This is a genomic window from Thalassospira sp. NFXS8 (assembly GCF_040148805.1).
Classification (GTDB): Bacteria; Pseudomonadota; Alphaproteobacteria; order Rhodospirillales; family Thalassospiraceae; genus Thalassospira.
In genome coordinates, this window is the sequence record NZ_JAGEMF010000002.1 from 295921 (window position 1) to 321351 (window position 25431).

At 49.5% G+C, this 25431-nt stretch carries 21 protein-coding genes; 5 read left to right on the forward strand and 16 right to left on the reverse strand.

What is annotated here, in order from left to right:
* The 8 genes from J4E05_RS10700 to J4E05_RS10735 form a co-directional block, all read right to left on the reverse strand.
* Positions 1-1113 carry a DegT/DnrJ/EryC1/StrS family aminotransferase gene (locus J4E05_RS10700; protein WP_349595257.1) on the reverse strand — a complete coding sequence of 371 codons (1113 nt, stop codon included), beginning with the start codon at positions 1111-1113 and terminating at the stop codon, positions 1-3.
* Entirely contained in the window at positions 1110-2414 is a 1305-nt protein-coding gene (locus tag J4E05_RS10705; RefSeq protein WP_349595260.1) for a methyltransferase domain-containing protein, read from the reverse strand. The genes J4E05_RS10700 and J4E05_RS10705 overlap by 4 nt, the downstream gene beginning before the upstream one ends.
* Complete coding sequence (locus J4E05_RS10710; protein ID WP_349595263.1) at positions 2330-2890, reverse strand: dTDP-4-dehydrorhamnose 3,5-epimerase family protein; 561 nt, start codon at positions 2888-2890, stop codon at positions 2330-2332. Before J4E05_RS10710 ends, J4E05_RS10705 begins: the two co-directional genes overlap by 85 nt.
* Positions 2887-3969 (reverse strand): CDP-glucose 4,6-dehydratase, encoded by a 1083-nt coding sequence (gene rfbG, locus J4E05_RS10715; protein WP_349597543.1) that lies wholly within the window; start codon positions 3967-3969, stop codon positions 2887-2889. Before rfbG ends, J4E05_RS10710 begins: the two co-directional genes overlap by 4 nt.
* A complete protein-coding gene (gene rfbF / locus J4E05_RS10720; protein ID WP_349595266.1) occupies positions 3963-4733 on the reverse strand; it encodes a glucose-1-phosphate cytidylyltransferase in 771 nt (256 codons plus the stop codon). The genes rfbG and rfbF overlap by 7 nt, the downstream gene beginning before the upstream one ends.
* Entirely contained in the window at positions 4730-6568 is a 1839-nt protein-coding gene (locus J4E05_RS10725) for an ABC transporter ATP-binding protein (RefSeq protein ID WP_349595269.1), read from the reverse strand. The genes rfbF and J4E05_RS10725 overlap by 4 nt, the downstream gene beginning before the upstream one ends.
* A 136-nt stretch (positions 6569-6704) precedes the next feature.
* Positions 6705-7205: a transcription termination/antitermination protein NusG gene (gene nusG / locus J4E05_RS10730; RefSeq protein ID WP_349595272.1), complete on the reverse strand. Its 501-nt coding sequence runs from the start codon at positions 7203-7205 to the stop codon at positions 6705-6707.
* Positions 7202-7861, reverse strand: a complete 660-nt coding sequence (locus J4E05_RS10735) for a hypothetical protein (RefSeq protein WP_349595275.1) — start codon at positions 7859-7861, stop codon at positions 7202-7204. Before J4E05_RS10735 ends, nusG begins: the two co-directional genes overlap by 4 nt.
* A 171-nt stretch (positions 7862-8032) precedes the next feature.
* Here J4E05_RS10735 and J4E05_RS10740 point away from each other — a divergent pair, with 171 nt between their 5' ends.
* Entirely contained in the window at positions 8033-8665 is a 633-nt protein-coding gene (locus tag J4E05_RS10740) for a 5'-methylthioadenosine/S-adenosylhomocysteine nucleosidase (protein ID WP_349595278.1), read from the forward strand.
* A gap of 98 nt (positions 8666-8763) precedes the next feature.
* Here the strand turns inward: J4E05_RS10740 and J4E05_RS10745 are convergent, their stop codons facing one another.
* Entirely contained in the window at positions 8764-10431 is a 1668-nt protein-coding gene (locus tag J4E05_RS10745) for a thiamine pyrophosphate-binding protein (RefSeq protein ID WP_349595281.1), read from the reverse strand.
* A gap of 150 nt (positions 10432-10581) precedes the next feature.
* Positions 10582-11343 carry a FadR/GntR family transcriptional regulator gene (locus J4E05_RS10750; RefSeq protein ID WP_168184929.1) on the reverse strand — a complete coding sequence of 254 codons (762 nt, stop codon included), beginning with the start codon at positions 11341-11343 and terminating at the stop codon, positions 10582-10584.
* Between the two features lie 241 nt (positions 11344-11584).
* Between J4E05_RS10750 and J4E05_RS10755 the strand changes: the two genes are divergently transcribed.
* Together J4E05_RS10755 and J4E05_RS10760 are read left to right on the forward strand one after the other, a co-directional pair.
* The gene (locus J4E05_RS10755) at positions 11585-11911 is read left to right on the forward strand and encodes an NIPSNAP family protein (RefSeq protein ID WP_349595284.1); all 327 of its coding nucleotides are present in this window, start codon (positions 11585-11587) and stop codon (positions 11909-11911) included.
* A gap of 450 nt (positions 11912-12361) precedes the next feature.
* Positions 12362-16417 (forward strand): KAP family P-loop NTPase fold protein, encoded by a 4056-nt coding sequence (locus J4E05_RS10760; protein ID WP_349595287.1) that lies wholly within the window; start codon positions 12362-12364, stop codon positions 16415-16417.
* Between the two features lie 176 nt (positions 16418-16593).
* On the opposite strand, the gene J4E05_RS10765 is transcribed toward J4E05_RS10760, so the two are convergent.
* From J4E05_RS10765 to kdgD, 5 genes are all read right to left on the reverse strand, one after another.
* Positions 16594-17538 carry an AEC family transporter gene (locus tag J4E05_RS10765; RefSeq protein ID WP_349595290.1) on the reverse strand — a complete coding sequence of 315 codons (945 nt, stop codon included), beginning with the start codon at positions 17536-17538 and terminating at the stop codon, positions 16594-16596.
* A 137-nt stretch (positions 17539-17675) separates the two neighbouring features.
* Positions 17676-19193 (reverse strand): tripartite tricarboxylate transporter permease, encoded by a 1518-nt coding sequence (locus tag J4E05_RS10770; protein WP_349595293.1) that lies wholly within the window; start codon positions 19191-19193, stop codon positions 17676-17678.
* Positions 19193-19678, reverse strand: a complete 486-nt coding sequence (locus J4E05_RS10775; RefSeq protein ID WP_349595296.1) for a tripartite tricarboxylate transporter TctB family protein — start codon at positions 19676-19678, stop codon at positions 19193-19195. Before J4E05_RS10775 ends, J4E05_RS10770 begins: the two co-directional genes overlap by 1 nt.
* 81 nt (positions 19679-19759) lie before the next feature.
* A complete protein-coding gene (locus J4E05_RS10780; RefSeq protein ID WP_085593193.1) occupies positions 19760-20743 on the reverse strand; it encodes a Bug family tripartite tricarboxylate transporter substrate binding protein in 984 nt (327 codons plus the stop codon).
* Between the two features lie 201 nt (positions 20744-20944).
* Complete coding sequence (gene kdgD, locus J4E05_RS10785; RefSeq protein ID WP_349595299.1) at positions 20945-21853, reverse strand: 5-dehydro-4-deoxyglucarate dehydratase; 909 nt, start codon at positions 21851-21853, stop codon at positions 20945-20947.
* 449 nt (positions 21854-22302) lie between these two features.
* On the opposite strand from kdgD, the gene J4E05_RS10790 reads away from it, so the two are divergent.
* Both J4E05_RS10790 and J4E05_RS10795 read left to right on the forward strand, forming a co-directional pair.
* A complete protein-coding gene (locus J4E05_RS10790; RefSeq protein WP_349595302.1) occupies positions 22303-23151 on the forward strand; it encodes a hypothetical protein in 849 nt (282 codons plus the stop codon).
* A gap of 264 nt (positions 23152-23415) precedes the next feature.
* A complete protein-coding gene (locus J4E05_RS10795) occupies positions 23416-24192 on the forward strand; it encodes a metallophosphoesterase family protein (RefSeq protein ID WP_349595305.1) in 777 nt (258 codons plus the stop codon).
* A gap of 648 nt (positions 24193-24840) precedes the next feature.
* Here J4E05_RS10795 and J4E05_RS10800 read toward each other — a convergent pair.
* Positions 24841-25374: a polysaccharide biosynthesis/export family protein gene (locus J4E05_RS10800; RefSeq protein WP_085593205.1), complete on the reverse strand. Its 534-nt coding sequence runs from the start codon at positions 25372-25374 to the stop codon at positions 24841-24843.
* Between the last annotated feature and the right edge of the window lie 57 nt (positions 25375-25431).

The following is a 25431-nucleotide window of genomic DNA, read 5'->3' on the forward strand; positions in this document are numbered from 1 at the left end:
TCACGCCTTCTCCATTAGATCAAGTATGGCATTTGCAACCCTATCTTGATCTGACTTTGTGATGTCATGGTACGACGGTAGATTGATTGCCCGTTTTGGAATATTGTGAGAGTTATAATTTTGTGATGTTGTGGCGAAAAAAGGTAACGAAGTTAACGGCCAAAAAAATACTCTTCCATCAATATTTTCTTCCTCGAATTTTCTTTTTAAATCTTCTCGGGTAATGTTTAAATTTTCGTCAAAAACGATAGATGGCATCCATGCACCAATACATGTTTCTCCATCTTCAAAATTGAGTTTCACATTTCCGTTTTTTGAAAAATATGAAAGATAATATTTGAATATTTCGCGTTTTCGTAAAATTAGTTCTTCTATACGTTCCATTTGACCACAACCGATCGCAGCCTGAATGTTCGACATTTTATACTTGAAACCAATTTGGTCGGGCCAGAATTGTTTGGTTTGACCTCTCGCACGGCCGTGATTGCTCAGTGTTAAAACGCGCTCATGCAATTCCGCATCGTTGGTAACGAATATACCACCTTCACCCGTTGTAATTGTTTTGGTGCCATGGAAGGAAAATGCACCGAATTTGCCCATACTACCGGCACGCTTGCCTTTGTAAACCGATCCAATTGCTTCGGCAGCATCTTCGATCACCGGAATCCCATGCCGTTCACCAATTTCAAGAAGGCGGTCCATATCGCAAAGATTGCCATAAATATGAACGGCAATAATGGCTTTCGTACGTGGTGTGATTGCAGCTTCTACAAGCTCGGGATCAAGGCACCATGTGTCGGACAGAATATCGACAAAAACGGGGGTCGCTCCCAAATGGACGATAGGCGCGGCTGTTGCGATCCAATTAGTATCTGCCAATATGACCTCGTCGCCTGCACCAATACCAAGTGCAGCCATTCCCATATGTAGCGCGCCGGTGCAGCTTGATGTCGCAATTGCATATTCTACGTCAAGATGCGCCTTGAAGGCGTTCTCGAAACGATGAATATAGTCGTAGCACTTCTCGCCCCATCCATTTGCGGCAGCGTCTGTCGCGTAGCGAACTTCAAGTTCTGTTATTGATGGTTTGGTGTAGTGGATACGATTATTCATCGAATTTTCAACTCCGGAACGGCAGTGACGAATTTGGTGCCGAGAGTGGTCAGTTTACTATATTGTGTGTGGATTTCAGGAAAAATATTCCAAGGAAGAACAACAAGATAATCTGGTATTTTAAAGGTGAGCTGATCCGGTGCCACAATTGGAATATGACTACCCGGCATATATTTTCCCTGTTTGGCAATTGCGGCATCACACACAAATAGCAGTAGATCGGGCTTTACGCCTGCATAATTGAGCAATGTATTTCCCTTGGCAGCGGCACCGTAGGCCGCAACTGTTTTCCCTTCCTGTCGTGCCTGAAGCAGAAAACCAAGAAGATCGTTCTTAACCGTATCTGCCCGTTTTTGAAAGTCACGATAAATCGTACCTTCTTGTAAACCGCGCTTTTTTTCCTCTGCAAGGATATCTGTTACCGCATCCAAAATCGGGCGAGGGTCGTCTTCATGACATCCATATACCCTCAGGCTTCCACCGTGAGTCGGCAGTTCTTCCACATCGGTTACTTTTAACCCTGCTGCTTTAAATATTCGGTTCACCGTATAGAGCGACAGATAGGAAAAATGTTCGTGATAGACTGTGTCGAACTGGGTGAATTCGAGCAGCCGCATAACATGCGGAAATTCAAGCGTGATGGTACCGCCAGGTTTGAGAAGAATTTTCAGGCCGCGTGTGAAGTCATTTATATCGGGAACGTGGGCATAGACATTGTTGCCCGCAATCAGGTCCGCTTGTTGGCCTCTCGTAACCAATTGTTGAGCCAGATCCTCACCAAAGAATTCGCGCAGTACCGGAATACCCTGTTGTTCGGCAACGGCTGCGGTGCTGTCTGTTGGCTCGATCCCCAGGCAAGGAATGTTTCGTGCGACAAAATTTCGCAATAAGTAGCCGTCATTTGACGCAATTTCGACAACCAGACTTTCCGAATTCAGCGCAAATTTCTCAATCATTGTCTTTGAATAGCGTTCAGCATGTTCAAGCCAACTTTTAGATGTGCTCGAGAAATAGGCGTATTCAGAGCTAAATAGCTCCTCTGCTTCTGCATAATCTTCGGTTTGCACCAGCCAGCATTCGGTGCAAACCTTGATGCGTAGCGGATAGTATTTTTCCGGCTTTGAGAGGTCTGCTGCCGTTAGATAGGCGTTTGATGGCGGCGCAAAACCGAGATCCAGAAACGTTTGTTGCAAAGGTGTATTGCAATGGCGGCAATTCATATCACGAGCCCCTGATATTTTGTGTTCAGCATTGGATGATTGCCGTCCTTCCCTGAAATTTCCGTTATCGCCAATGGCCACGTGATTGCCAATTTAGGATCCCGGGGATTAAGCCCGCTTTCTGCGGAAGGTGTGTAGGGTGCGGAATGACAATACAGTAATTCTGCATCCGCCGTCAGGGTTTGAAAGCCGTGAGCGAAACCTTCAGGTATCAAGAGCGCGGTGCTGTTCTCCAGGGATAATCGTTCAGCGTGCCATTGAAGAAATGTAGAAGAGTTTTTACGCAGATCAATTGCGACATCCCAAACCTCGCCTCTAATGCAGGTTACGAGTTTTGCCTCGGCATATGGCGGAAACTGGAAGTGCATTCCTCGCACAGAGCCTTGCTTTTGAGTTCGGGTATGATTGATCTGCGATACTGGTTTATGCCAACCGGCGGCAGATAGCTCATCGGCACAGAAAATCCTGGAGAAAAAACCTCGATGGTCGCCAAAGCTCTGGCGAGTGATCTTCTTCAGGCCTTCCAGTGGCAGCGGGATAATTTCAAAACGACTCACAGCGTGTCCTCATATGCCTCTATTTCATTATGGCAAAGAGCCGCGCTATCCTGTCCTTCAGCTTGCGCCCGGTACCAGTTCATCGTTCGCTCAATAGTTTCAGATAGTCTCCATTTTGGCCGTATATCGAGAACAGAATGGCTCTTGGAATTGTCAAGTGCAAGTAATCCGGCTTCGTGCGGGCCTTCATTGTCGTTTGAATACAAAATTTCGCCCTGTCCAAAAATTTCGCGGGCGAGGTTGATTACAGTTCGAACAGGTGCGGTCTCCTGGGCCGATGGACCAAAATTATAGGCTCCCGCGAAGGCTATATCTTTGAACAGAGCCTCAGCCAGACGCAAATAGCCATGAAGTGGTTCAAGGACGTGTTGCCAGGGACGTACTGCGTCGGGACGACGGATGTGAAGAGGTTTCCCTGATGTCCAAGACCGAATGGCATCGGGAATCAGCCTGTCTTCCGACCAATCGCCGCCGCCAATAACATTACCGGCGCGTGCAGTTGCAATACCAATGCCCTTCTCAGCAAGAAAAGCGTCACGATAGCTTGCTATAACAAGTTCGCTCGCGGCCTTGCTGGCGCTGTATGGGTCATGTCCACCAAGAGCATCGATTTCACGATATGGCCAGGACCACTCATGGTTTTTATAGACCTTGTCGGTGGTTATCATCACGACAGATTTGACCGATTCAATCCCACGCAAAGCCTCCAAAAGGTTGGCCGTGCCCATGACATTCGTATTAAAGGTATCTAGAGGATCACGATAACTTGCCCGGACAAGCGGTTGGGCTGCAAGATGGAAAACGATTTCCGGTTTAACATCCCAAATTCGATCTTTGAGCTGCTCTACATGCCGGATGTCGCAGAATTGACTGGGTTTGTTCCGGGTTTCGATTGCTGCAAGCTGAAACAGATTTGGGGCAGTAACAGGCGGCAGGCTGATACCGGATACTTTGGCACCCAATCTGTTCAGCCACAGCGTTAACCATGATCCCTTGAAACCGGTATGACCGGTTATCAGGACTGATTTATTCGCCCAAAATCCGGCGCTGGCGACGAGTTGATGAGAGTTTGTCACCATTTCTTCCACGGTGCCTGATTGCTTTCCCAGAGGCTTTCCAGCTGGTTTTTGTCACGCAAAGTGTCCATTGGTTGCCAAAATCCGTGGTGTTCGAATGCCATGAGTTCTCCCTGGTGGGCAAGTTCGACCAAGGGAGCGCCCTCCCAGCTTGTTCGATCACCATCAATTAGCGACAGCACTTTGGGTGACATCACAAAGAAACCACCGTTAATAAGGCCACCATCGCCGCGCGGTTTTTCAGAAAATCCGGTAACATTGTTGCCAGATTTTTCCAATGCACCATAGCGGCCGGGTGGTTGCACTGCTGTTACGGTTGCATCTTTTCCGTGTGATTTATGAAACTCGATCAGGGCCGAGATATTCAGATCACAAACGCCATCGCCATAGGTAAAGCAGAAGGCTTCTTCATCCTCTACATATTTGGCAACGCGTTTGAGGCGTCCCCCCGTCAGCGTATTCTCGCCGGTATCAATTAAGGTGACGCGCCAGGGTTCGGCCTTTTGCTGATGTACCTCCATTTTATTGTCTCGCATATCGAAGGTGACGTCAGACATATGAAGGAAGTAATTGGCAAAATATTCTTTAATTACATATCCTTTATATCCGCAGCATATGACGAAGTCGTTTACGCCGTGTGCAGAATAAATTTTCATGATATGCCAAAGAATCGGTTTTCCACCGATCTCGATCATTGGTTTGGGCCGTAGGTGCGTCTCTTCGGAGATACGCGTACCAAGGCCCCCTGCGAGAATGACTGCTTTCACGATTCATTTCCTGATTGTTCAGAGATGCTTTTGATTGCACTTTTCGCGGGCATGCCGACCATGTTTCGAAAATCTTTGCTCTGAACAAGCAATTCATCAAAGCTTCCGTGGCTGCGAATTTGACCTTTCTCCAGGAAGTAAATTACGTCGCAATTCCGTACTGTTGAAAGACGATGTGCGATAAGAATAATTGTAATTTCGTGACCTAGATTGTGAATCGCTTCCATTACCGCTTTTTCGGTAAGATTGTCCAGCGCACTTGTTGCTTCGTCAAGAATAAGAACTTGCGGGTTGTGGTATAACGCACGAGCAATACCTATTCTCTGACGTTGTCCGCCAGAAAGGCGGACGCCACGTTCGCCAATCTCAGTGTCGTAACCTTCCGGAAGTTGACTAATAACAAAATCGTGTAAATTCGCAATACGTGCTGCTCTTATTACAGAATTTTGATTAATTTCTTCTTTGGGAACGCCAAATGCGATATTGGCCGCAACGGTATCATCAGTAAGATGAATATGTTGAGGGACGTAACCAATAGTTCTATACCATGACCTTACGTTATCAAGGTTAATGGTCATGCTATCAACTTTTAACTTACCCTTCTGTGGGGATAGAAGACCAAGAATTAGATCTATGGTTGTGGTTTTTCCGCTTCCTGTGGTGCCAACAAGACCGACGATACTATTTGCTGCAATATGAATATTCATATCCTTAATTGAAGGCTCTTTTACCCCCGGATATGTATATGTGATGTTTTCTAAAGATATTTCATTTTTTATTTTTAATTTTTGAAATGATGATATTTCGCTATATTTCACTTCTGAAAGGTTTTTCATGTCTTCATATAGAGCATCCAATGCTTTGCTGGAAAAACGCAAAGCCGTAATATGTTGATACATGATTTGTAAGGCAGGTAATAGTCGATATGCTGCAAACGCATATAATGTGAGAACTGGAAGTATTGATTGAAAATTCTGACCGGTTCCCATTAAATATAAGACCAGCAAAATCATTCCGCCAAAAGCGATAGCTTCAAGTAAAAATCGGGGTAATTGTCCAATAATGCTTGCAGTTGCTTGGTGAGAGGCAAAGCGTTTTGCTGGAGTTTCAAAACGATTTAAAAAAGTTTTTTCTTGTCCGGCTATTTTTACGTCTTTTATGCCACCGAATGCTTCGGCGACAGCCCGATAGCGCTCCTGGTTTGCAGCGACACGGTCAGCGCCAATTTTTCCAAGATATTTGCGCAGAGACCCGTAGATCGTGCCGTAAGCAATTATAAGGACAGAACTAACAATTAAAGAAAGAATTGGATCGGTAATGATCAACAGCGTCGTTAAAGCAATGACGACAGAAATTTGTGCAACAACCTGCATCATTGGTGTGATGCAACTGCTAATCACTTGAGAAACTTCCGAAAGTACAGTTTTCCCCAAGTCTGAACTGTTTCGATTCAAAAACCATTCATAGGGTTGGTGCAGATATCCCGAGACTAATTGTCGTGCTAACGAGTATTCCTGCATCATTGTGAAACGTAGTTGAGCGTAGGTTGTTATTGCTCTAAACGTTATTGAAAATAATAAAATTGTTAATACAGAGGTTCCCAAAAATAATAAAAATGATCTGGATGATGTGAATCCAAGGGTGACGTAAACGTATGAAAGATATTGGTTGCTGTGAATTGTATCCGGATTGGCTAAGACTGTCATAAAAGGCAGAATGGATGCCACACCAATGGTATCCAGCAAAGCCATGACAAGAATCATGGCAAGAAGTGCTGCACCACGCCTGCGTTCGGCTGGGCTAAGTAAGTAAATAATTTTTCTAATTGATTTCAATGGTTTCTTCGTTTCTTTAAAATTGAGGTGGCTACGCTACCGCCATTCGGGTGACTTTCGGGGTCAACCGTCGACGTCATATGACGTCCAGTCTATATTTTTCTCCCGGCAGAAAACCTGTTGAGCGAAGAGATGCTTATTGGGCCCGGGAGAGTAGGAAAGACGGAAGCGTGGTTACCACGCTCCCGCCGAGAACTTCAAGCAGTACCCGCACGCGGCTTTCTGTCGGGAGATCGAGAACAGACGCAACTAAATCCGCAAATGGTCCTTCTGCTATTCTAACTTTATCGCCTGACGCAAATGGATGACGAGGGGATGCAATCAAGCCAGCTTCGTTGGTCATGTTGCGTAGGTCTTGAGCGAAACTGGCGGGCAGTGCCGCAGGTTTGGTGTTCTGCATTACCAGCCGTCTTACTCCAAAAGTCCCATTGATCGGCGTCCACGCGTTGCGCTCAAGATCTAAAGTGACGAAAAGATAACCGGGAAACAGCGCGGCCTTAACTGTTTCAGTTTTGTGGGCATGACGCCTGGTTTTAGTAAAAACCGGCAACCAGGTCTCGTAACCTTGGCGATTAAGGTTGAGCTGTGCCCGGGCTTCCTGATGCGGTGCGGTGTTGACTGCGAACCACTTTTTCATACAGGGCCGCCGTTAGCAGGTCCGTCTGCATCAGTGTTGGTTTTTTCCGATTTTATCGGCATGGAAACCTGCAAAAAGGAAGGGATTAGTAAAGCCGTTGCGATTTGATCGCTCAGTAGGTCATTGACCAGATTCTGCGGATAACGAGATTCCGTGATGACGATGGCATCATCAGCCTTCAGGCCATCAAGTTGCCGAATGATCATTAAGCCATGGAAAAATTCAGCATTGGTTTCGCGATCGAAAACAGCTGCGGGTTCAATCCCATGTTCACGGGCCGCTAGCATGGCGATTTCAGTAAGTTCACCTCGCCCCGCCAGAATAACCCGGGCTTCGTCGCGTTGTTTAAGGCGTTCGAAGATCTCACCATATTCGGTCCGCACAAGTCGAAAAAAGTCGAGTGAGGTTTCCAGGTATTCGGCTACCAGGCGGCTCTTTTCTGTGAAGCCTTTTGGAGTCAAATAATAGGCATAACGTTTTGCCGGGGCAGATCGCGCTTTAACGTATCCCTTATGGATTGCGCGCTTAAGCAGAGCATTGACCAAGCCAACCGAAATCGAGACGCGCTGTGAAAGCCGCATCTGGGTTGTCACTTCGCCATTCTCGAGCGCGCTCAAGAAATTGATTTCCGTCTGTGTATCAGACTTGTCTGGCATACTGCTTCCCCGGTATCATTCACACTGTGAATAACGTGAGGTTGGGCCTGGCGTCAAATGGTGATTTGTGGTGTTTAGTTACAAATATTGCAGTAATGACCTGAAATCTGGCGGAAAATACCGAAAGTCCCTATGTTGGCGATTTCCACGGGCCAAAAGAGGTTACAAAAAATGTCGTTTGCACCGTCTTGCTCTGCAAAAATTCTCTACACCATGGCCGCCCCTGCTGAATATGGTGCTTATCTTCAAGCGCGCATTACACCATTGATGATTGGAATCGGCCCAGTGGAAGCGGGGGTGAATCTTGCTGTGGCATTAGCAGAAATGGCAGCAGGCAAGGCGTTGCCTGATGTCGTCGTTTCCCTTGGTTCGGCCGGGTCCCGATCTTTGCCGCAGGCGGAAGTCTTTCAGGTTACCTCGGTTTCCTATCGAGACATGGATGTGTCCCTTCTTGGTTTCAAGAAAGGTTGTACGCCGTTTGTCGACCTGCCAGCTGCTGTCGATTTGCCATATCGTATTCCCGGTATTCCCGAAGCGACCTTATCGACCGGTGCGAGCATTGTTACAGGTGCGGCCTATGACTTGATTGAGGCTGATATGGTCGATATGGAAACTTTCGCCATCCTGCGCGCCTGTCATAAATTTAATGTGCCCCTGATCGGCTTGCGCGGCATTTCCGACGGAGCGACGGAATTAACTCATCTTGGCGATTGGACGGAATATCTTCATGTCATTGATGAAAAACTGTGTGATACCCTGAATCTTGTTGAGGTTGCCATTGCGGATGGGATGCTTGATTACTAAGGCCGACTGATTTTTTTCTCGTACGCAAAAGCCGCCATCTGATGAGCGGATGGCGGCTTTTCGTCATTGTTTTCTTGTATTCTCGTTTGTTGCGACGATCAGGACCCTGCCCGAATCTCATCCAGCGTCTTCGCCGGTGTTAACGCCTGCGGGTCAACCTGTACCTCGATAATCGCCGGTTTATTGGCGGCAATTGCGCGTTCCAGGGCGGGGCCGAAATCTTCGGTTTTCGTCACGGTTTCGCCGTGGCCGCCAAAGACGCGGGCGTAACCGGCGAAGTCGGGGTTGTGCAGTTCGGTACCCGATACACGGGCCGGATAGTTGCGTTCCTGGTGCATACGGATGGTGCCAAACATGCCGTTATTAACCACCACCACAATGATGTTCGCACCGTATTGCACCGCTGTGGCAAATTCCTGACCATGCATCAAAAAGCAGCCATCACCAGCCAGGCAGACCACCGGGCGGTCGGGGTGATGGAGCTTTGCCGAAACCGATGCCGGAAGGCCATAGCCCATGGACCCTGATGTTGGCGCAAGTTCGGTGCGATAGGTTTCATAACGATAAAACCGGTGCAAAAATGCCGCATAATTGCCAGCACCATTGGTTAAAATGGCGTTGTCGGGCAGGGTGTCGCGCAGATGGCCAATCACATGGGCCATTTTCACATCGCCCGGGGTATCAAGCGGGGTCGAAAATGCAACATAGGCCTCGCGAGCCTGTTTTACCTGTTCCTGCCGCGCACTGCCATCGGTTGGCGCCATATCGGCAATGGCGCGGATAAAGGAGCGCTGGGAGGCATTAATGGCGATATCGGGGCGATACACACGGCCAAGCTCGTCCGGCCCCGGATAAACATGGATCAAACGCTGTTTGGGGCAGGGAATGTCGAGCAGGTTATACCCGCTGCTGGTCATTTCCCCCATGCGCGAACCAACAAGGATCACGAGGTCGGAATCCCGAATAAACCCGGCCAGTTTCGGGTTTATGCCAATGCCAACATCGCCGATAAAATTGGGGTGGCTGTTAGGCATATAGTCCTGACAGCGAAACGATGTCGCAATCGCAACATTGTTGGCTTCGGCAAAGCGGATCAGGTTCTGGCTGGTCTGTGCGGTCCAGCCGCCCCCGCCCACAATCATAATTGGCTGGCGGGCCGTTTCAAGTTCGGCCCGGAAGAAGGCGACATCTTCGCCAGCAGTGCGGGCTTCCACCTCGACATAGGGTTTGCCATCGGCAACAACTGCGCTGGATGAGAGCATATCCTCAGGCAGGGCCAGAACAACCGGGCCGGGGCGCCCTGATGTGGCAATATGATAGGCGTGGCTGATATATTCAGGAATACGTTCAATACTGTCGATCTGGGCAACCCATTTGCACAGTGGTTCGAACATCTTGCGATAATCGACTTCCTGGAATGCTTCGCGATCCACCATGTCGCGGCCAATCTGGCCGACCAGCAGGATCATCGGGGTTGAATCCTGATGGGCAACATGAACACCGGCCGATGCATTGGTCGCGCCGGGGCCGCGCGTTACCATGCAAATGCCGGGTTTTCCGGTCAGTTTGCCATAGGCCTCGGCCATAATGGCCGCACCGCCTTCCTGGCGGCAAACAACCGGCGTAATTTCCGGGTGGTCAACCATGCCATCGAGCACGGCAAGAAAACTTTCACCGGGCACAAGAAAGGCGCGTTCGCAGCCATGAATGTGCAGCTGATCGACAAGAATGCGCCCTCCGTGGCGCAGACCGGGGGTATTGGACATGTTTTTCCTCATTGGTGGCGAGTGGTGGCGTTCGTCATATGTTTGTTTTGGTCTTATCAAAAGAACCCCGATATCATCATGCCGGGATGGTAAGGTAAAGGGGGAACGCTGCAAAAAACGGCCCCAAAGCCGTTAGCGCGGCTTGAGACATCAGGGGGCGGTTACATCGGCAATATCGGCCCGTTCCATCAGGCGACCGGCGGCATTTTCAAAATGCTGGCGCACGGCGATTTCGGCAGCAGCCTTGTTTTGCGCTCGGATCGCCTCGTAAACCATTTTATGCTCGCCAATCACGCCATCCCCCCATTCGGCGGTCATGACATTTTTAATCGCGACATTGCGCAAATTGGCGTCAATCCGGCCATCCAGCATGGTCAGAAAATCGTAAAAATAACTATTGCCGCAGGCCCTGGCGATGGCCCGATAAAACCGGCGTTCCGCATCATAGCGATGTTCGGCCGTCTCAAAACGGGTTTGGCCCGTCGCCACCTGCATGGATTGAAGCTGTTCATAAATCAGGGCCAGGTCGGCATCGCTACGGGCCTCGGCGGCAAGGGCGGCGGCCCCGGCTTCGTTGCTGGTGCGTAATTGCAGGATTTGCACCAGTTCCTTACGCTTGGCAAAACAATCGGCACTGATACGAAAAACGCTCCGTGCGCCCGGCTCCGATACAAAGGCGCCAACGCCTTGTTTGGACTGGATCATACCATCGCTTTTTAGTTGCGATACCGCTTCGCGCACCACGGTTCTTGCCACCCCGTAATTGGTTGCAAGTTCCTGTTCGGTGGGCAATTTGTCGCCCGGTTGCAAAATACCGTCGCTGATTTGCCCGGTGAGTTTGGCGGCAATTTCATCGGGCAACCGCCGGGGGCGGATAATTTTTTCGTAGCGGTGTGGTTCTGTTTTTTGCATCAGGTTTTCTTGCGCTTTTTCAGGGGTGCGGTATCGCAAAAGGTTCAACTGGCGCGCTATGGGCGATACAACTTTGTGGCATATGGTTGTTGCGCTGTCATCATTAAATAATGTTGTCTGACAATAATACTTATTGTAAAAACAGAGATCAAGGGAGGATGTTTTGCCCGGCGCATGTCGCTTAAACGGGCGTGGGCAACGCATCCAATATGACATTACGTAATAACGGGATGAAATCATTATGCTTTACGACGTTCGCACCTATAGCTGTTATCCAGGCACATTGAAAAAACAGCTTGCCCTGTATGGCGAGTTTGGCTTTCCGGTGCAAAGCCGCCATTTGGGGCAGCCCCATGCCTATATGGTAACGGAAACCGGCCCGGTGAATTCCTATGTTCACATCTGGGCCTATGACAGTGCGGCGGACCGCGAAGAAAAGCGCAAATCCCTTCAGGCTGACCCGGAATGGCAGGCTTATCTAAAGAAAAGTGCCGAAGCAGGCCATTTGGTGAACCAGGAAAACAAACTGATGTTGCCGGCACCGTTCTGGACACCACCAGCGCGTTAATTGCGCTATTCGTGGTGCGATATCGATATATAGCCTTCATGCCGCATTTGGCATGGGGGCTTTTTTTGGATTTTGTAAATGACGAGTTCTTTAGCTTGGTTTGATATTATCCTTTTACACAATTATGAATTAATTCATTTCGCTGGATTCAATGAAGTTGGATAGCTTGCGACACATAATACTATTATATCCTATCACGAATAAATGAAACATAACCGCCGATTTCTTAAATCATCTTGTTCATTATTGAACAAACCACTTTGGCTGCACAGTAGATTTCAGAAATTTCTATCGTTGATACCATCTTTTCCTCCGCCTCTTTTCTATCTTGGCGAGCGCGTTTGAAGCAAGATTTCTAACCAAAAGAGTGTGGGGTAAGGTAGGATAAAAATGCAGAAAATACTTGCGGATATAGTTTGACGAAACACCGTAGCCTTTAAGGGAGGATCAATGAAAAAAAGCAACCCAAAGTCGAAGGCTGCGCCTCCCGGAATGCCGAGTATTCTAGATCGTGAGCTAAGCGAGCGTGATGGCGATGCTTTCGGCCATCAATCCTATGCTGACGCGCTAAAAGACTTGGTTGAATCACCTCTAAATACCCCGCCATTTAGCATCGGTCTTCTTGGTCCGTGGGGCACTGGTAAAAGCACAATTAAGGAACTGTACAGACACGGCTTGATGAGTGACAAAATCGGCAAGGTTGGCAGCCGAAGGTCAGACCGTTTTCATGTTATCACTTTCAATGCATGGCGGTTTGGTGGTGAACAAGATTTGAAGCGGGCTCTTCTTCGTGATGCCTTTCGACAACTTGGTGGAGACGAAGCGGCGCTTCGCCGTGAACTTTTTGAACAGGTCAACAGCGTCACTCATCATAAACGGTCATTCCAGGAGTGGGCTGGAGAGGCCTTTGGTCAACTCGTCGGTACAGCTGGAGTTTTTGCTATTCTCCTCGCTTTGATTCTTCTGATTATCGTTGTATTCGTCAAATACACGGGAATTGACGATTCAATATCGCTCGTCAGCATTGCAGTTGCCGCACTTGTTGTTACTGGGTGGATAGGCAAGCATGTTGTGGACCTTCGAGTCCGGACGCCAGCGATGTTTCTTCCGCAAACAGCGTTCTCTTTTCCATCCACATCGGCCGAGGAATACGAACGGCTGTTGACAGAGCAAATAGAACGCTTTCGCAATGGTTTTGGAAAACAGTGCCAGCGTCTTATCGTTTTTGTTGACGACCTTGATCGCCTCTCTGCACCTGAAATGGTCAGTGGTCTTGATGCAATCCGTACGTTTCTTGAGTTACCCTTCAATAATGATACAAATGGTTTCGGCGTCGTATTTGTGATTTCCTGCGACGAAGAAAGGATTGCGGAAGCTTTGCATCGTGGACGTGGTCGGTTAGGTGCTACGGAATTACCCGGTTCTGTATTTTCTCGTGCCGATGCGCGTCGCTATCTTGATAGGTTGTTCCAATTCCGGTTGGAAATTCCACACTTCCCGAAGCAGGATATGCGTCAATTCGCCGAGAACAAGCTAACAGGGGCCAGCGAAATCGTCTTCGATCTGGAATCCAAAGGGCTATCTGCGGCAAATATTATTGACCGACTTATTCATGTCGATGTTCAAAGCCCGCGTAACGCAATCCAGCTACTGAACGCTTTTATACAGTCATGGTGGATAGCCAAGCAGCGAGAAAGGGGGGGTATCGGATCATCTGCACCCGGTGCACTTTATGAGGGTGCTGTGACCGAGCATCCATTATCGCTGGCCGCGCTTTGCGTCTTACGGGTTGATTTTCCGGATTTCTACGGATGTGTTCAGACGCGTCCAGAGTTCATTCACGAGTTTTGCCGTGTCGTATTCGGCACAGAAAAAGCGGCTGATCAAGCTGTAGTTACACAGGATATGTTGTCAAAATTCCTCGTTAAAGACGCAGATGGTAAACTTGGCTCCGATGTTCAAATCGAGCATAGAAAGCTACGCCAATATCTATCTAGCATTCAGGATTTGCGTTGGCCGAAGAGTCTGCAACCACTGTTGCGATTGGCGGAGGACTCGGTTACTCGCCAATTCGGGGATCGTGCGCCAGCCATTCGTGATGCTCTTGTGTCTGGCGATGTCCGCGGTGTTCTTGAAGGATTTGGCCGGGATTTGGATAACAATGTTCTTGGTCAGGAAGATATTACTCTTCTCGAGGGGTTGACAGACACGCTTACTCAGGAAACGTCGTCTCGACGTATTAATGCATCTCGCGTGCTTGCGGCACTTGTCGAACGCATCCCAGAAGAACGTCGCCGCAGCTTATTAACCCCATTACTTCGGCAGATGGTTAGCCTCAAGGAGGTTCGCATCAACGTCGGACCGAAAGCCGCACATAAAATTATTAAGCATGCGACGCGCGATGATCGGCGAGAAGTTGCCGAGAAGTTCATAGCAGATTTCCTTTGTGATGGTGCTATCGAATGGCGCCATGCTTCTGGTGGGGCAATCAACCTTCGGGAAGGAGAGCAATTCGTTCGCGAAGTACTCGATTTAGCCTTGGATGTACGCAAAATAAATAAACTACCAACATTGGCAGATGAAATGCTGTTGAGTTGGCTTCTTTCGCGCGCGATCCAAGTTGGCGACAAGCGCCATACGTTGTTGTTTGTGGACCTTGAAAGCCTCATGGCTCAGCATAGTGAGCATCTTTTAACCGACCTTGGTAGTGAGTATTCTGCCCAGGTAATCACCGAGTTTGAGACCGAACCACAATCGATTTTGTCGCCACAAGAAACGCTCTACCGGATAGTGGCAGTATTTGATCAGCTCTCTGAAAATGGCCAGGAGGATCGGCTGATCATGTGGGAACAGCTTACGCGATTGATTTCGGTCCAACCAGCAATCGCAGTGGAGGAAGCGTGGAAGGTGGCCGAGAAATACAGAGAGCTGGCGTCCGATGCTCAAGCAAGAGACTTCCTATCCGCGTTTGCTGGGCGTTTGAAGAAGGAACTGGATGATGACAAGAGTTGGCCTTTAAACTGGAAGGTTGGAGCAAACGTATTTAACGATTCCTTCACGCAATGGCGAACGGAAATCGATAGTGAAACTGGCGCTGCAATCGAGCCGCTGATAACAGCTTGGGCTGTAACAGAAGAATGCGAGGAGTATGCAATTCGTGCACTAAACCTCTTGCGGGACAGCGTCAAACAGGCATGGGACACCGCGATCACAAATATAATACAGGGTAATTGGAAGGATACGCCGATCAAAGTCTGTGCCCATGTAGGGCGAGAGGCCGCATTCTTTGAGGGCAGCCACGCGACCAGTTTAGTTGCGCAGATGGATACCTTGATTAATCAGCCGCTGCCCGATCATGCCGTATCAGAACGTTATTATCAGTTTGCTCGTTCAATTCCTATTAAGACTTGGGGAGAATTGCCCTGGTCCGATCATTTGAGGCGGTTGTTTATTCGGTTACGTGATATGCATGCCGATACAAACTTTTTAACTAGAATCTATCCAAGTGCAATGGCTCTATTTAGTGCTTCGTCGAAAGGTCAGACGGCAAAATTACTCTTGCCCCTATTTGAAAATGCGGCAGGTGCACCTGAAGCCTTTATTGCCCTCCATCGTCTGATGGCGGGACACTGGCCGATCGTGGATGAGCATTGCGGTAATTACAACCCAGACAATATTGTTGAACGGTCGTGCAAGTTCATCGAGAACAACTCCGGCAATCAAGGCATAGGTGATGTGCTTTGTTCTATGATTAGTTTGTCAGAGAATGGTATTGCAAGTGCAAGTACTGAAAAACAGATTGCATCCGTGATACCTAAAGTTTGGATTGTTTCTCCCGACAGTATTTTCGATAAATCCCCGTATGTAGGAAAGATTCTGGAGCCTAATCATGTAGCTACTATTCTAGCGGGCAATTATCATGCTGATCTTACAATTGACCAGTTACGCGCGTTGCTTAAGTCCGTTGTTAGTGCAAATAATTCCGAAGCTAACTACAAAGTTTTAAAGGGCGTGCTGTCTTCGCAACCGAAATCTTTGTTTGGCCAACCTGATGGTGCAGTTGTGACGTGGCTTGATTGCATTGACGATCATCTAGTAGCTATTGTGGGTATGGTGATTTCCGATGATACGTTGAATGATTCCCAAAAACGTCGCGTGATGATACGTTTTAGTGATTTTTTTAAGCGCGATTTGGCTATTGTGAAATCCATATTGCAATCAAATGAAGATGTTGAAACACGATCCGTGGTGATTGAACAGATCAAAAAAATCGATGAACAGTCGTTGTCGACTGAATTAAAAGTTAACTTGGCTTCAAGGTTGATAGAATCGCTCCCGTCACTCTCAGGGGATCAGTTTAATATTATTTCCAGAAGTATCTCAAAACTTGGCGGCAAAAGTGCACTTGAAAAATCCTCTTCTATTGAAGAATTGGATGCCAATCAAATTAAAATATTGCAAAAGATATTTCCGGAATCCCGCATATTGAAGAATTTGAAAGTCTGATAGCTAATCTCTGTTACGATTTTTAACGAAAATTTTTGAGTAGATGTCTCAAGAGGTGTTTTCGATTCTTATGAAGTCGGCAGCCACTGGTCGATATGGTGATATAGAATAGGTTATTTACTCTAAATTTATATATCTCGATTCTAGAGCTATGCTTCAATGCATAACAAAACCAGTTATTCGCCGGGCAAGACCAGCAAAATTGCCAGCAACGGAATAACCACAATCGACATCAGGGTCGCAACCAGCATGGTGGTCGCGGTGCGTTCGCGTGCGGTGTCATAAGATGCCGCCATAAGAACCGAATTCACCCCGGGCGGCAGCGCAGCGACCATGATGGCAGGCCCCATAATTTTTGATGGCATGTCCAGGGCCAGACCGATTGTAAAGACCAGTGCCGGCAGCAGGCACACCTTGGCGGTGGCCGCGATCATGCTGGTGGTCATGTTGCCGCGCAGTTTTTGCCCGTAAATGCCTGCCCCGATCAACATCAGGGCAATGGGCGGCATGGCCTGTTTAAGCATGGTGAAAAATGTATCCACCACGACCGGCATCCTGACATCGAAGGACGCCACCGCAATGGCACTTAAAATGGCAATAATGATGGGATTGCAAATTTGGGCCCGCAGCGTATTGGCCAGAACAGCACTGGGGTTGCCTTTGGTGTTGCGGCTCCATTCCATTAACAGAATGGTCGGGGTCAGCAGGCTTAGCGCATGAATGCACAGAATGGTTGCCAACACCAAAAGCCCGTCATGGCCATAAAGAATATCAATCACGGGAATGCCCAGCATCCCGATATTGGAAAAAATTGCGCCAAAGGTTAGCACAATGCCTTCCGCACGGTTGTTCTTTTGCCAGCGGGTCAGCACCACAAACACAATCAGGGCGGCGCTTATAACCGCGCCATAGTAACAGACCCAGATATTAAGATTAAAAAGCTCCGCAACCCGGTTGGACGATATGGTTTGAAACAGGGTGGCCGGGATCAAAGCCCAAAAGGTCATTTTTGTAAGGCCCTGAATGGCCGAAGCACCGATCAAGCCGCGCCAGGCCAGAACATATCCGGCTCCAACCAGCAAAAAAATGGGGCCTAACTGATCAATCAGGGAAGATATCATGCCCGGGTCCCTTGCATCTGCCCGGCAAGGCTGTGTTTCAGGATTACCGGTATGTCTTTGAAATACGATGGCCACTGACGTGGTTAAACGTCAGTGGCGCAAATTAATGGTATTGGCAATATCTTGCGTTACCGTGATCAGGTTTTTTTGGCTGCCGGCGGTGTGCGGACAACCATGAAGTAGAAAAACACCGCCGTTAAGGCCAGGAAGAACAGGCTGTCGGGGCTGGTGATAAATGTCAGCGGGTTGCCATCATTTAGCGATAATGCCCTTCGCAAATACTGTTCCAGATCGGGGCCAAGGATAAAGCCCAGCAGCAGGGTAACGGTGGGGTATTTTTGCGCACGCAGGAAAAACGCCAGTACGCCAAACACCAAAGCCAGCATCATTTGAAACGGCGAATAGGTGGCAACGTAACTGCCAACCAGGGCAACAACCGCGATGCAGGAATAAAGTACCGCCTTGCGGATCGAGACGATTTTAACGAAATACGGGCCAAGCAGGTAAAGGGTTAGCGGTATCAACACCAGTGCACTGATCAGAAGCGATGCAAACATCGGGGCGATCAGGTCGATCTGGGTATCAAGCAGGCGCGGGCCGGGTTGCAGGCCGTTAATAATCAAAACACCCAAAACGATGGCCGTGGTTGGATCGCCGGGGATACCAAACATCAGCATGGGCACAAATGCCCCGCCGCACATCGAATTGTTGGCGGTTTCGGCCGCGGCAATGCCTTCACGCGATCCCTTGCCATACAGGTCGGGATTCTTCGATTTGCGCATGGCCTCGGCATAGGACACAAACGCCGCCATCGAGCCGCCAGCCCCGGGCAGAACACCAATGAAATAGCCAATGATGGCGCTTTTCAAATAGGTCCAGATGCCGATCTCGCGAATTTCCGCCAGGGTGGGGAAAAAGTCGCGGCGGCGAATGGGGGGAATGTCGATGATTTTTTTATCAACAGTCAGGGCGTTCCGGTTTTCGCAGGCCTGAAACAGAATTTCGCTGATTGCAAAGGTGCCAATGATCAGCGGCATCATGTCGATGCCTTCTACCAGCACTTCGGTACCAAAGTTAAACCGGGCAATGGGCTGCATCACATCAATGCCGATAGTGGCAATCATGATGCCCAAAAGGGTGGCGACAAAGCCTTTGGCAATGGCGTTACGCTGCGAAATAACGATGACGATCAGGGCAAACAGAATCAGCGAAAATTTGCCAGGCGTTTGAATAAGCAATGCCAGCTTGGCGGCAACCGGTGTCAGGCAGATCAGCAAAAGGGCACCAATCACCCCCCCGATCATGGAACCCAGCGCAGCATGGCCCAGGGCATTGGCCCCTTCACCCTTTTTCATCAGGGCATAGCCCTCGATCGAGGTCATCATTGAAGATGGCGCGCCGGGAATATTGATGGTGGTGGCCGTAATAGAACCCGCATACATGCCTGACATGAAAATCGACGCACACATGACAAGGGCGGGCACAACATCAAGGCTATAGGTAATGGGAAGCAGCAGGGCAATGGCAAGAACCGATGTCAGGCCGGGCACAGCGCCAAAGAAGGTGCCGATCAAAAAGCCGATAATCATATAGCCCAGCACGGTGGGGTCGGTCAGGGCGGCAAAACCGCCGAGAATGTGAAGGGTAAAGTCCATTAGAACATCCCCCAGAAGTCGGTATCAAACAACGGCAGACGAACCTGAAAAATCACCGCGAACAGGCCATAGAAAACGGCGGTAATGACGGCGGTATAAACAAGACGTTTGATCAGGCCGGTATTTTCCAGCCCAAAAATGTAGAGCAGGGCGAAAACATATAAAAATGTCGAAACCGGATATCCCAGCGGCTTGAAGGCTAGAATATAAATGGCTGTGACGACAACCACCTTGATGGGAGCCACGAGATTCAGTTTCTCGCGTTCGCCGGTGTCCGTCTCGTTTCGCATTCCCAAAACAACGAATGCCAGCGCAACATACATCAGGATGGATGCGACCACCGGCACAAAGGACGGGCCAACCAGTCCTTCGTCAAACTGGGCGGTAATTTGCAGGGCGGTGGCAAGATAAATGCTGGTGATCACAAAGAGCACGAAAGGCAGGATTAGGCGTCTGTCCCAGCCGCCCGATGAACCGGACTTCATTTGGTCGTCTCCGTTTCGACAAGGGTCGTCAAAATGGGGAACGGCGGCCAGTTTGGCCGCCGTCCTTTGATAGGGAAATGATTATTTCTTGATCACGCCCTGGTCAACGAGGGTCTGCATCTGTTTGAACAGGGTCGCCTGGGTGTCATTGGCCCAGTCGGTAACCTCGGCAGTGCCCAGCCAGTTCGGTGCAACGCCAACTTTGGCAACCCAGGTCTGAAATTCATCGCTATCAAGGGCGGCTTTATAGGCCGCTTCGATTTTGGCAACGATGTCATCGGGGGTTTTTGCCGGGGCGGCCAGCACAATGAAGCTGCCAATCTGAAGGTCGATGCCTTCTTCCTTGGCGGTCGGGACGTCTTTGTAGGTTGGGTTGCGGCTGTCGGAAAATTCGACCAGGCCTTTAACATCGCCCGATTCAATCAGCGATGAAAAATCGCCAAGGCTGGTGGCAGCAACCTGGACTTCCTTGGACAGGATGGCTTCTTTCTGCGGTGCAGCACCGCCCGGATAGGCGACCAGTTTAAAATCGGTGCCGGTCAGTTTTTCAAATTGCAGCATCGCCAAGTGCAGGCGCGACCCGGTATTTTGAATGGCAACCTTGATTTTGCCCGGGTTTTCCTTGGCGGCCTTCACCAGGTCATCTACCGATTTATACGGTGCATCCGACGCAATGATCAGGGCGTCCGGTTCGCTGGTGACGCGGGCGATCAGTTTCAGTTTGTCAAGTTTGTAGGTCGGCAGCAAACCCTGCCAGGGAACAGTGACAACAGAATCGTAGGTCAGCGAACCAATGGTGTAGCCATCGGGGCGGGCTTTCATGACTTCGAGAACACCGGTTGCGCTAACGCCGCCTTCAATGTTTTCGGCATAGATCGATGTGCCCAGCTCTTTTTCAGCAATGGTGCTGAGCTTGCGCACGATGCCGTCGGTGCCCCCGCCAGCGCCCCACGGAATAATCATACGAATATCCTTGCTGGGATAATCGGCAGCAAATGAAGCAGTTGAAAAGGCAGTCGCAGCCAGAACGCCGATTGCGGCGATTTTAAACAAACGATTGATCATCGTTCCCTCCTTGATGGGTCTCATTTCAGACGCGGATCCGGGATGTTGCTTTTGTCATTCATGGCATGCGCCATGTGGCCGGGTAAAAGGGGGCAGAACGGGCCAATTTGCCTGCCTGCCCCAAACTCATCTTATCTATGCTTGTCAGACAACATAATATTTCGCAAGTCCAATATCATGTTTTCCAATCATTTCGCCAAATCAGCTGTTTTTGGCGATCAGGTCCTGCAGCATTTTATATTCATCGGGGCGCAGGTCGCATAAAGGTGCGCGCACCGGGCCGGGATCGCGGCCAATGGCCTTCAGGCCCGCCTTGACGATGGAAACGGCATAGCCGCGCTTTGCGCCCCGGTCGCGAATGGCGACATAGGGGTAAAAGAAGTTTTCCAGCAATGATTTGACTGTCGCTGCATCGTCGCTGGTAACGGCCGCATAGAACTTTTGCGCCAGTTCCGGCATGAAGTTAAACACCGCAGAGGAATAGGTTGTCATGCCAATGGCTTTATAGCCCTGGGCGTAAACTTCGGCGGTGGGCATGCCACCAATATAGGTCAGACGATCGCCCATTTTGTTGCAAACCCGCGCAACCAGGTCGATATCGCCGGCACCATCCTTAAAGCCAATCAGGTTCGGGCAAACGTCGCACAGCTTTGCCAGGGTGTCAGGTAAAACAATGCTGTTATCGCGGTTATAGACAATGACGCCGATTTCAACCGCATCGCAAACCGAACGAATATGGTTAAACAGGCCTTCCTGATCGCCCCCCACCAGATAATGGGGCAGCAGCAAAATGCCGTCGGCACCGGCATCCTGTGTGGCGCGCGCCAGTTTCGGGGCAATGCCGGCGCCATAACCACAGCCTGACAGGATCGGGGTGTTGCCAGCTTCGGCCTTGGCCGCGCGAACAACCGCAACCACTTCGTCCGGGGAAAGCGAGAAAAATTCGCCGGTGCCGCCAGCGGCAAACAGGGCAGCTGCGCCAAAACCGGACTGCCACGCGACCTGTTTGCGATAGCGGCCTTCGTTGAAGCTGTAATCATCGTTAAAAACGGTGGTTGGGAAGGAGAGCAGGCCCGAGGCCAGTGCCTTTTTCAGATCATTTGGGGTCATGGTTATTTCTCTTTGAAGGTGTACGCGTGCCTGATCGCATCGCCAAGCCAGGGCCGCACCCTAAAATAGGTGATATGTCTCGTCAATAACATAATATGAATTTCGGCATTAAACAGTCGAATATGAAGTGCTGCGCGAGGGCCGTTTTGACCATAAAACAGGGTGAATTTGGCACGTTTTTGCCCAAATACAGGCCAAATTGACGGGCCAGGAAGCAGAAATATAAATTGATGTGATGAATATAGGGGGAAATTTACCATAATCCGAAACCCGGGAGCTTAAGGACAGAAAAAGCAACCGCAAGATTGAATGAAATTTAAATTTGTGACTGGATTCAAAGGGATCAGATTCATAGGATGCAGGCAGGAAGATACGCGGCCCTGATGGGACGGGGTAAGTCGCATTCGATTTCCGGGTGTGTCAGGTAGGTCTTGTAAAAGCGGGTGCGGATGAAAAAGCTGTTAATTGGAATTATCGTTCTGGGACTGGTTGCCGTGGGCGGATGGTTGTATTGGAACCAGCAAAAAGCCGAACAGCAGAAAATGGCTGACCGGTTTTATCCGTCGCCAGCGCAGCTTTATTCAGGAATTGCCGATCAGGTTTCGCCGGTTTTTGAGGTGCATGGTTACAAGATTGCCATGCTGGTGCCAGGCGACCGCATCGAGGATGACAGCTGGGTGTTCCGCGGAACGGCCCGGAGCGGCAATTTATCGCCAGCCTATTACGGACAGATTGACTATGTTTGTTCGGTGCAGGAAAAAACGACCGATCAGTGCTGGAAGTTAAGCCAGCTGGTGGTTGATGGCCGCCCGCTTGAATTTGCCGCAATGGATGATGCCGGCGCCACTGGCGGAGCAGATGCGCAAAAAGAAATGGAAACGCGCGAGTCCGAAGCACTGGGAATGACCAATGCCCTTGATACCGCAGACGGCGACAGAAAGGCGGTTTCCCCGGAAACAGATACCACGGATGATGCCGCAACCATGCCGGTGGATACAGCAGCAACCGATGTGTCTGGCATGACAGCCAGTGAGCAAGAGACGGCCCCATCGCCTGAGAATACAACTGCGGCGAACGCGGCAGATGCGCCGTCTGGTGATGTTTGGCGAACAACGTCGGGCAATGTTAATGCGCGGATGGGGCCGGGAACCGATTTTGAAGTGGCGTTTGCCATGCCGGAAACGACCCCTCTTCATTTGATTGAGCAGAAAAATGGCTGGGGCCATTTTTCCTATATCGGGCCGGATGGAAAAACATATCGTGTCTGGATTTATATGACGCTGGTGGCAAAAGATTAGGCCGGTCACAGGTTGCATAGCCCAGACAGAGGGCAGCAAAGGTTGCCACCAGAGGTGATGTTTTGGCCGGATCGTGTCGGCGTAGCTATTGTTCGTAACGCTGTTGGCGCTGTGTCGCGTTGGGATGGACGATGCGGTTTGGCATCGGATAACGGTTTTACCGGGTGTCCATATTGGCGGTTCGGGTTCTTCGGGCCGGTTTTGTTTTAATGCGGATTAATGGTTTTTCCGGTGTTTCGCACCAGGAAAACAAGAGGGTATTTCATGTTTGGCTGGTTTCGAAAAAAAAGCAAGCCGACGCAATCGGTTAAGAAGCAGGTTTCGCTTGATGAGGCGAGCGTTCCGGCGGATGTCGTGGTGTATGCCATTGGCGATATTCACGGGCGTGCTGATCTGCTGGAAAAGAAGCTTGTAAAAATACTGGCCGATCCGGTGCTGTCATCGCAGAGCAAGACGGTGGTTTATCTTGGGGACCTGGTCGATCGCGGCTTAAAAAGCAAACATGTTATTGATCTGATTTTAGACCAGCAAAAGGCCGGGCTTCGTCAAATCTGGCTGATGGGAAACCACGAGGAATTTATGCTTCGGTTTCTCGATGACCCGGAAAACAGCCTTGAATGGCTTGGCTATGGCGGGGCTGAAACTTTGCTAAGCTATAATGTTTCGGTCGCGGCCGGTGCCTTTAACAATGCTAAAGCAGTTAAGGCCTCGGAAGATTTGCGGGCCGCAATGGCCGATGCCGGACATGACAGGTTTATTGCAGATTTTCGCGATAGTTACGAACTGGGCGATTATTTGTTTGTTCATGCCGGGATTGACCCGGAACGACCGATTGCCGGGCAGGGGCCAGATATTTTGCGCTGGATTCGTGAACCATTTTTAAGCCATGCCGCACCGTTGGCGAAGGTTGTAATTCATGGTCATACTGTGGGTGATGAACCTGTGGTTTGCCACAACCGAATCGGACTTGATACCGGGGCGTATTATTCCAATAAGCTAACCTGTCTTCGCCTTGAAGGACGTGGCTACCGGTTTTTATAGGCCGTTTTACACGTTGTGACCCATGCGTTGGAAAAAGAGCCGCATTTGACCTGGTTAGACATTTTACGATGGGGTCGCGTATGGGGCCTTGTGCGGGATGTGCCGGTTATTGCGGCTTTGCAGATGATATCGGCGTTATCGTTAATCAGCAGGCGCCAAAGTATCCGTTTTAATAAGGGCCATTTTGCCAGGCGGCAGACTGCACCGGCCCGCCGGGTTTGTTTTTGGTGATATTTGGTTGTGTTATACGGTTCGCCCGATGCGCAGCACCGGACCGTGCCAAACGATAGGCCAAAACAAACAAAGTAGGTGTTATTAAAAGAAACAGGCAATAACCGCCGTCACGCGAAACCTTGTTATCTTTGCGCATGCTTTGCCACGTGATAATCGAAAATGGGCTAAAAAACAGTCTCGAATAACACGGGTACTTTAACGGAAAAGTGCTTTGAAGGCAGACGGTGCCCGATGCTGATAACCCACCGTTCCAGGAAAATGGCAGGGTGGGAGATGTACAGGGTGGGATATGTAAGTGTCCGGGGATATCGAGAGCGTGAGGACAAGACAAAAAAAGACCGGCATGTGCCGGTCTGGATGTGTTTTTCAGAAGTCATCTTCATAAAACCGGCATTATCGCCTTAGATGCCGCAGTTAGAAGAAGCGTTCTTCCACACGGACGATATCGCCGGGCAGGACAATGGTTTCCGGTGTTGCTTTTTCGGGTTTCCGGCTTTCATCGCCACCACGAATGATCAGGATATCGTCTTTGTCGGCGCGGTAGGTAAAACCACCACCTAATGCAACAGCGTTCAGGACACTCATGCCATTTACAAACGGGTAGCTGCCAGGTTCCTTGACTTCACCAAGAATGTAAAAAGGACGGTAGTTCAGGACTTCGACACTTACTTTTGGGTCAACCAGATATCCATCCATCAGCTTTGTCTGGATGTCTGTACCTAATGTATTCAGGGTTTTCCCGTCGGCAGAAACAGAACCAATCAGGGGAAGGGATAATTGGCCATCACCCGATACTTCAAATTCGCCCGATAAGTCGGGTTCGCCAAATACCGTAATCCGAACTTTATCGCCCGATCCCAGTGTATAAACCGGTTGTGCCGCATAGGCAGTGTTAACTGCACACAGGGCAATGATCAGGGCGAAGATGAATCCACATAATTTACGCATTACCAACCTGTCTAATAGAAATCCCTTCGGGAGGGGAACCCGAAGGGATCATAACAT

Excerpts from the sequence above, each read along its gene's own strand:
- J4E05_RS10700 (WP_349595257.1), bottom strand. The coding sequence starts at position 1,113 with ATGAATAATCGTATCCACTACACCAAACCATCAATAACAGAACTTGAA.
- rfbG (WP_349597543.1), bottom strand. The coding sequence starts at position 3,969 with ATGGTGACAAACTCTCATCAACTCGTCGCCAGCGCCGGATTTTGGGCG.
- nusG (WP_349595272.1), bottom strand. The coding sequence starts at position 7,205 with ATGAAAAAGTGGTTCGCAGTCAACACCGCACCGCATCAGGAAGCCCGG.
- J4E05_RS10735 (WP_349595275.1), bottom strand. The coding sequence starts at position 7,861 with ATGCCAGACAAGTCTGATACACAGACGGAAATCAATTTCTTGAGCGCG.
- J4E05_RS10740 (WP_349595278.1), top strand. The coding sequence starts at position 8,033 with ATGTCGTTTGCACCGTCTTGCTCTGCAAAAATTCTCTACACCATGGCC.
- J4E05_RS10745 (WP_349595281.1), bottom strand. The coding sequence starts at position 10,431 with ATGTCCAATACCCCCGGTCTGCGCCACGGAGGGCGCATTCTTGTCGAT.
- J4E05_RS10750 (WP_168184929.1), bottom strand. The coding sequence starts at position 11,343 with ATGCAAAAAACAGAACCACACCGCTACGAAAAAATTATCCGCCCCCGG.
- J4E05_RS10755 (WP_349595284.1), top strand. The coding sequence starts at position 11,585 with ATGCTTTACGACGTTCGCACCTATAGCTGTTATCCAGGCACATTGAAA.
- J4E05_RS10760 (WP_349595287.1), top strand. The coding sequence starts at position 12,362 with ATGAAAAAAAGCAACCCAAAGTCGAAGGCTGCGCCTCCCGGAATGCCG.
- J4E05_RS10765 (WP_349595290.1), bottom strand. The coding sequence starts at position 17,538 with ATGATATCTTCCCTGATTGATCAGTTAGGCCCCATTTTTTTGCTGGTT.
- J4E05_RS10770 (WP_349595293.1), bottom strand. The coding sequence starts at position 19,193 with ATGGACTTTACCCTTCACATTCTCGGCGGTTTTGCCGCCCTGACCGAC.
- J4E05_RS10775 (WP_349595296.1), bottom strand. The coding sequence starts at position 19,678 with ATGAAGTCCGGTTCATCGGGCGGCTGGGACAGACGCCTAATCCTGCCT.
- J4E05_RS10780 (WP_085593193.1), bottom strand. The coding sequence starts at position 20,743 with ATGATCAATCGTTTGTTTAAAATCGCCGCAATCGGCGTTCTGGCTGCG.
- kdgD (WP_349595299.1), bottom strand. The coding sequence starts at position 21,853 with ATGACCCCAAATGATCTGAAAAAGGCACTGGCCTCGGGCCTGCTCTCC.
- J4E05_RS10790 (WP_349595302.1), top strand. The coding sequence starts at position 22,303 with ATGAAAAAGCTGTTAATTGGAATTATCGTTCTGGGACTGGTTGCCGTG.
- J4E05_RS10795 (WP_349595305.1), top strand. The coding sequence starts at position 23,416 with ATGTTTGGCTGGTTTCGAAAAAAAAGCAAGCCGACGCAATCGGTTAAG.
- J4E05_RS10800 (WP_085593205.1), bottom strand. The coding sequence starts at position 25,374 with ATGCGTAAATTATGTGGATTCATCTTCGCCCTGATCATTGCCCTGTGT.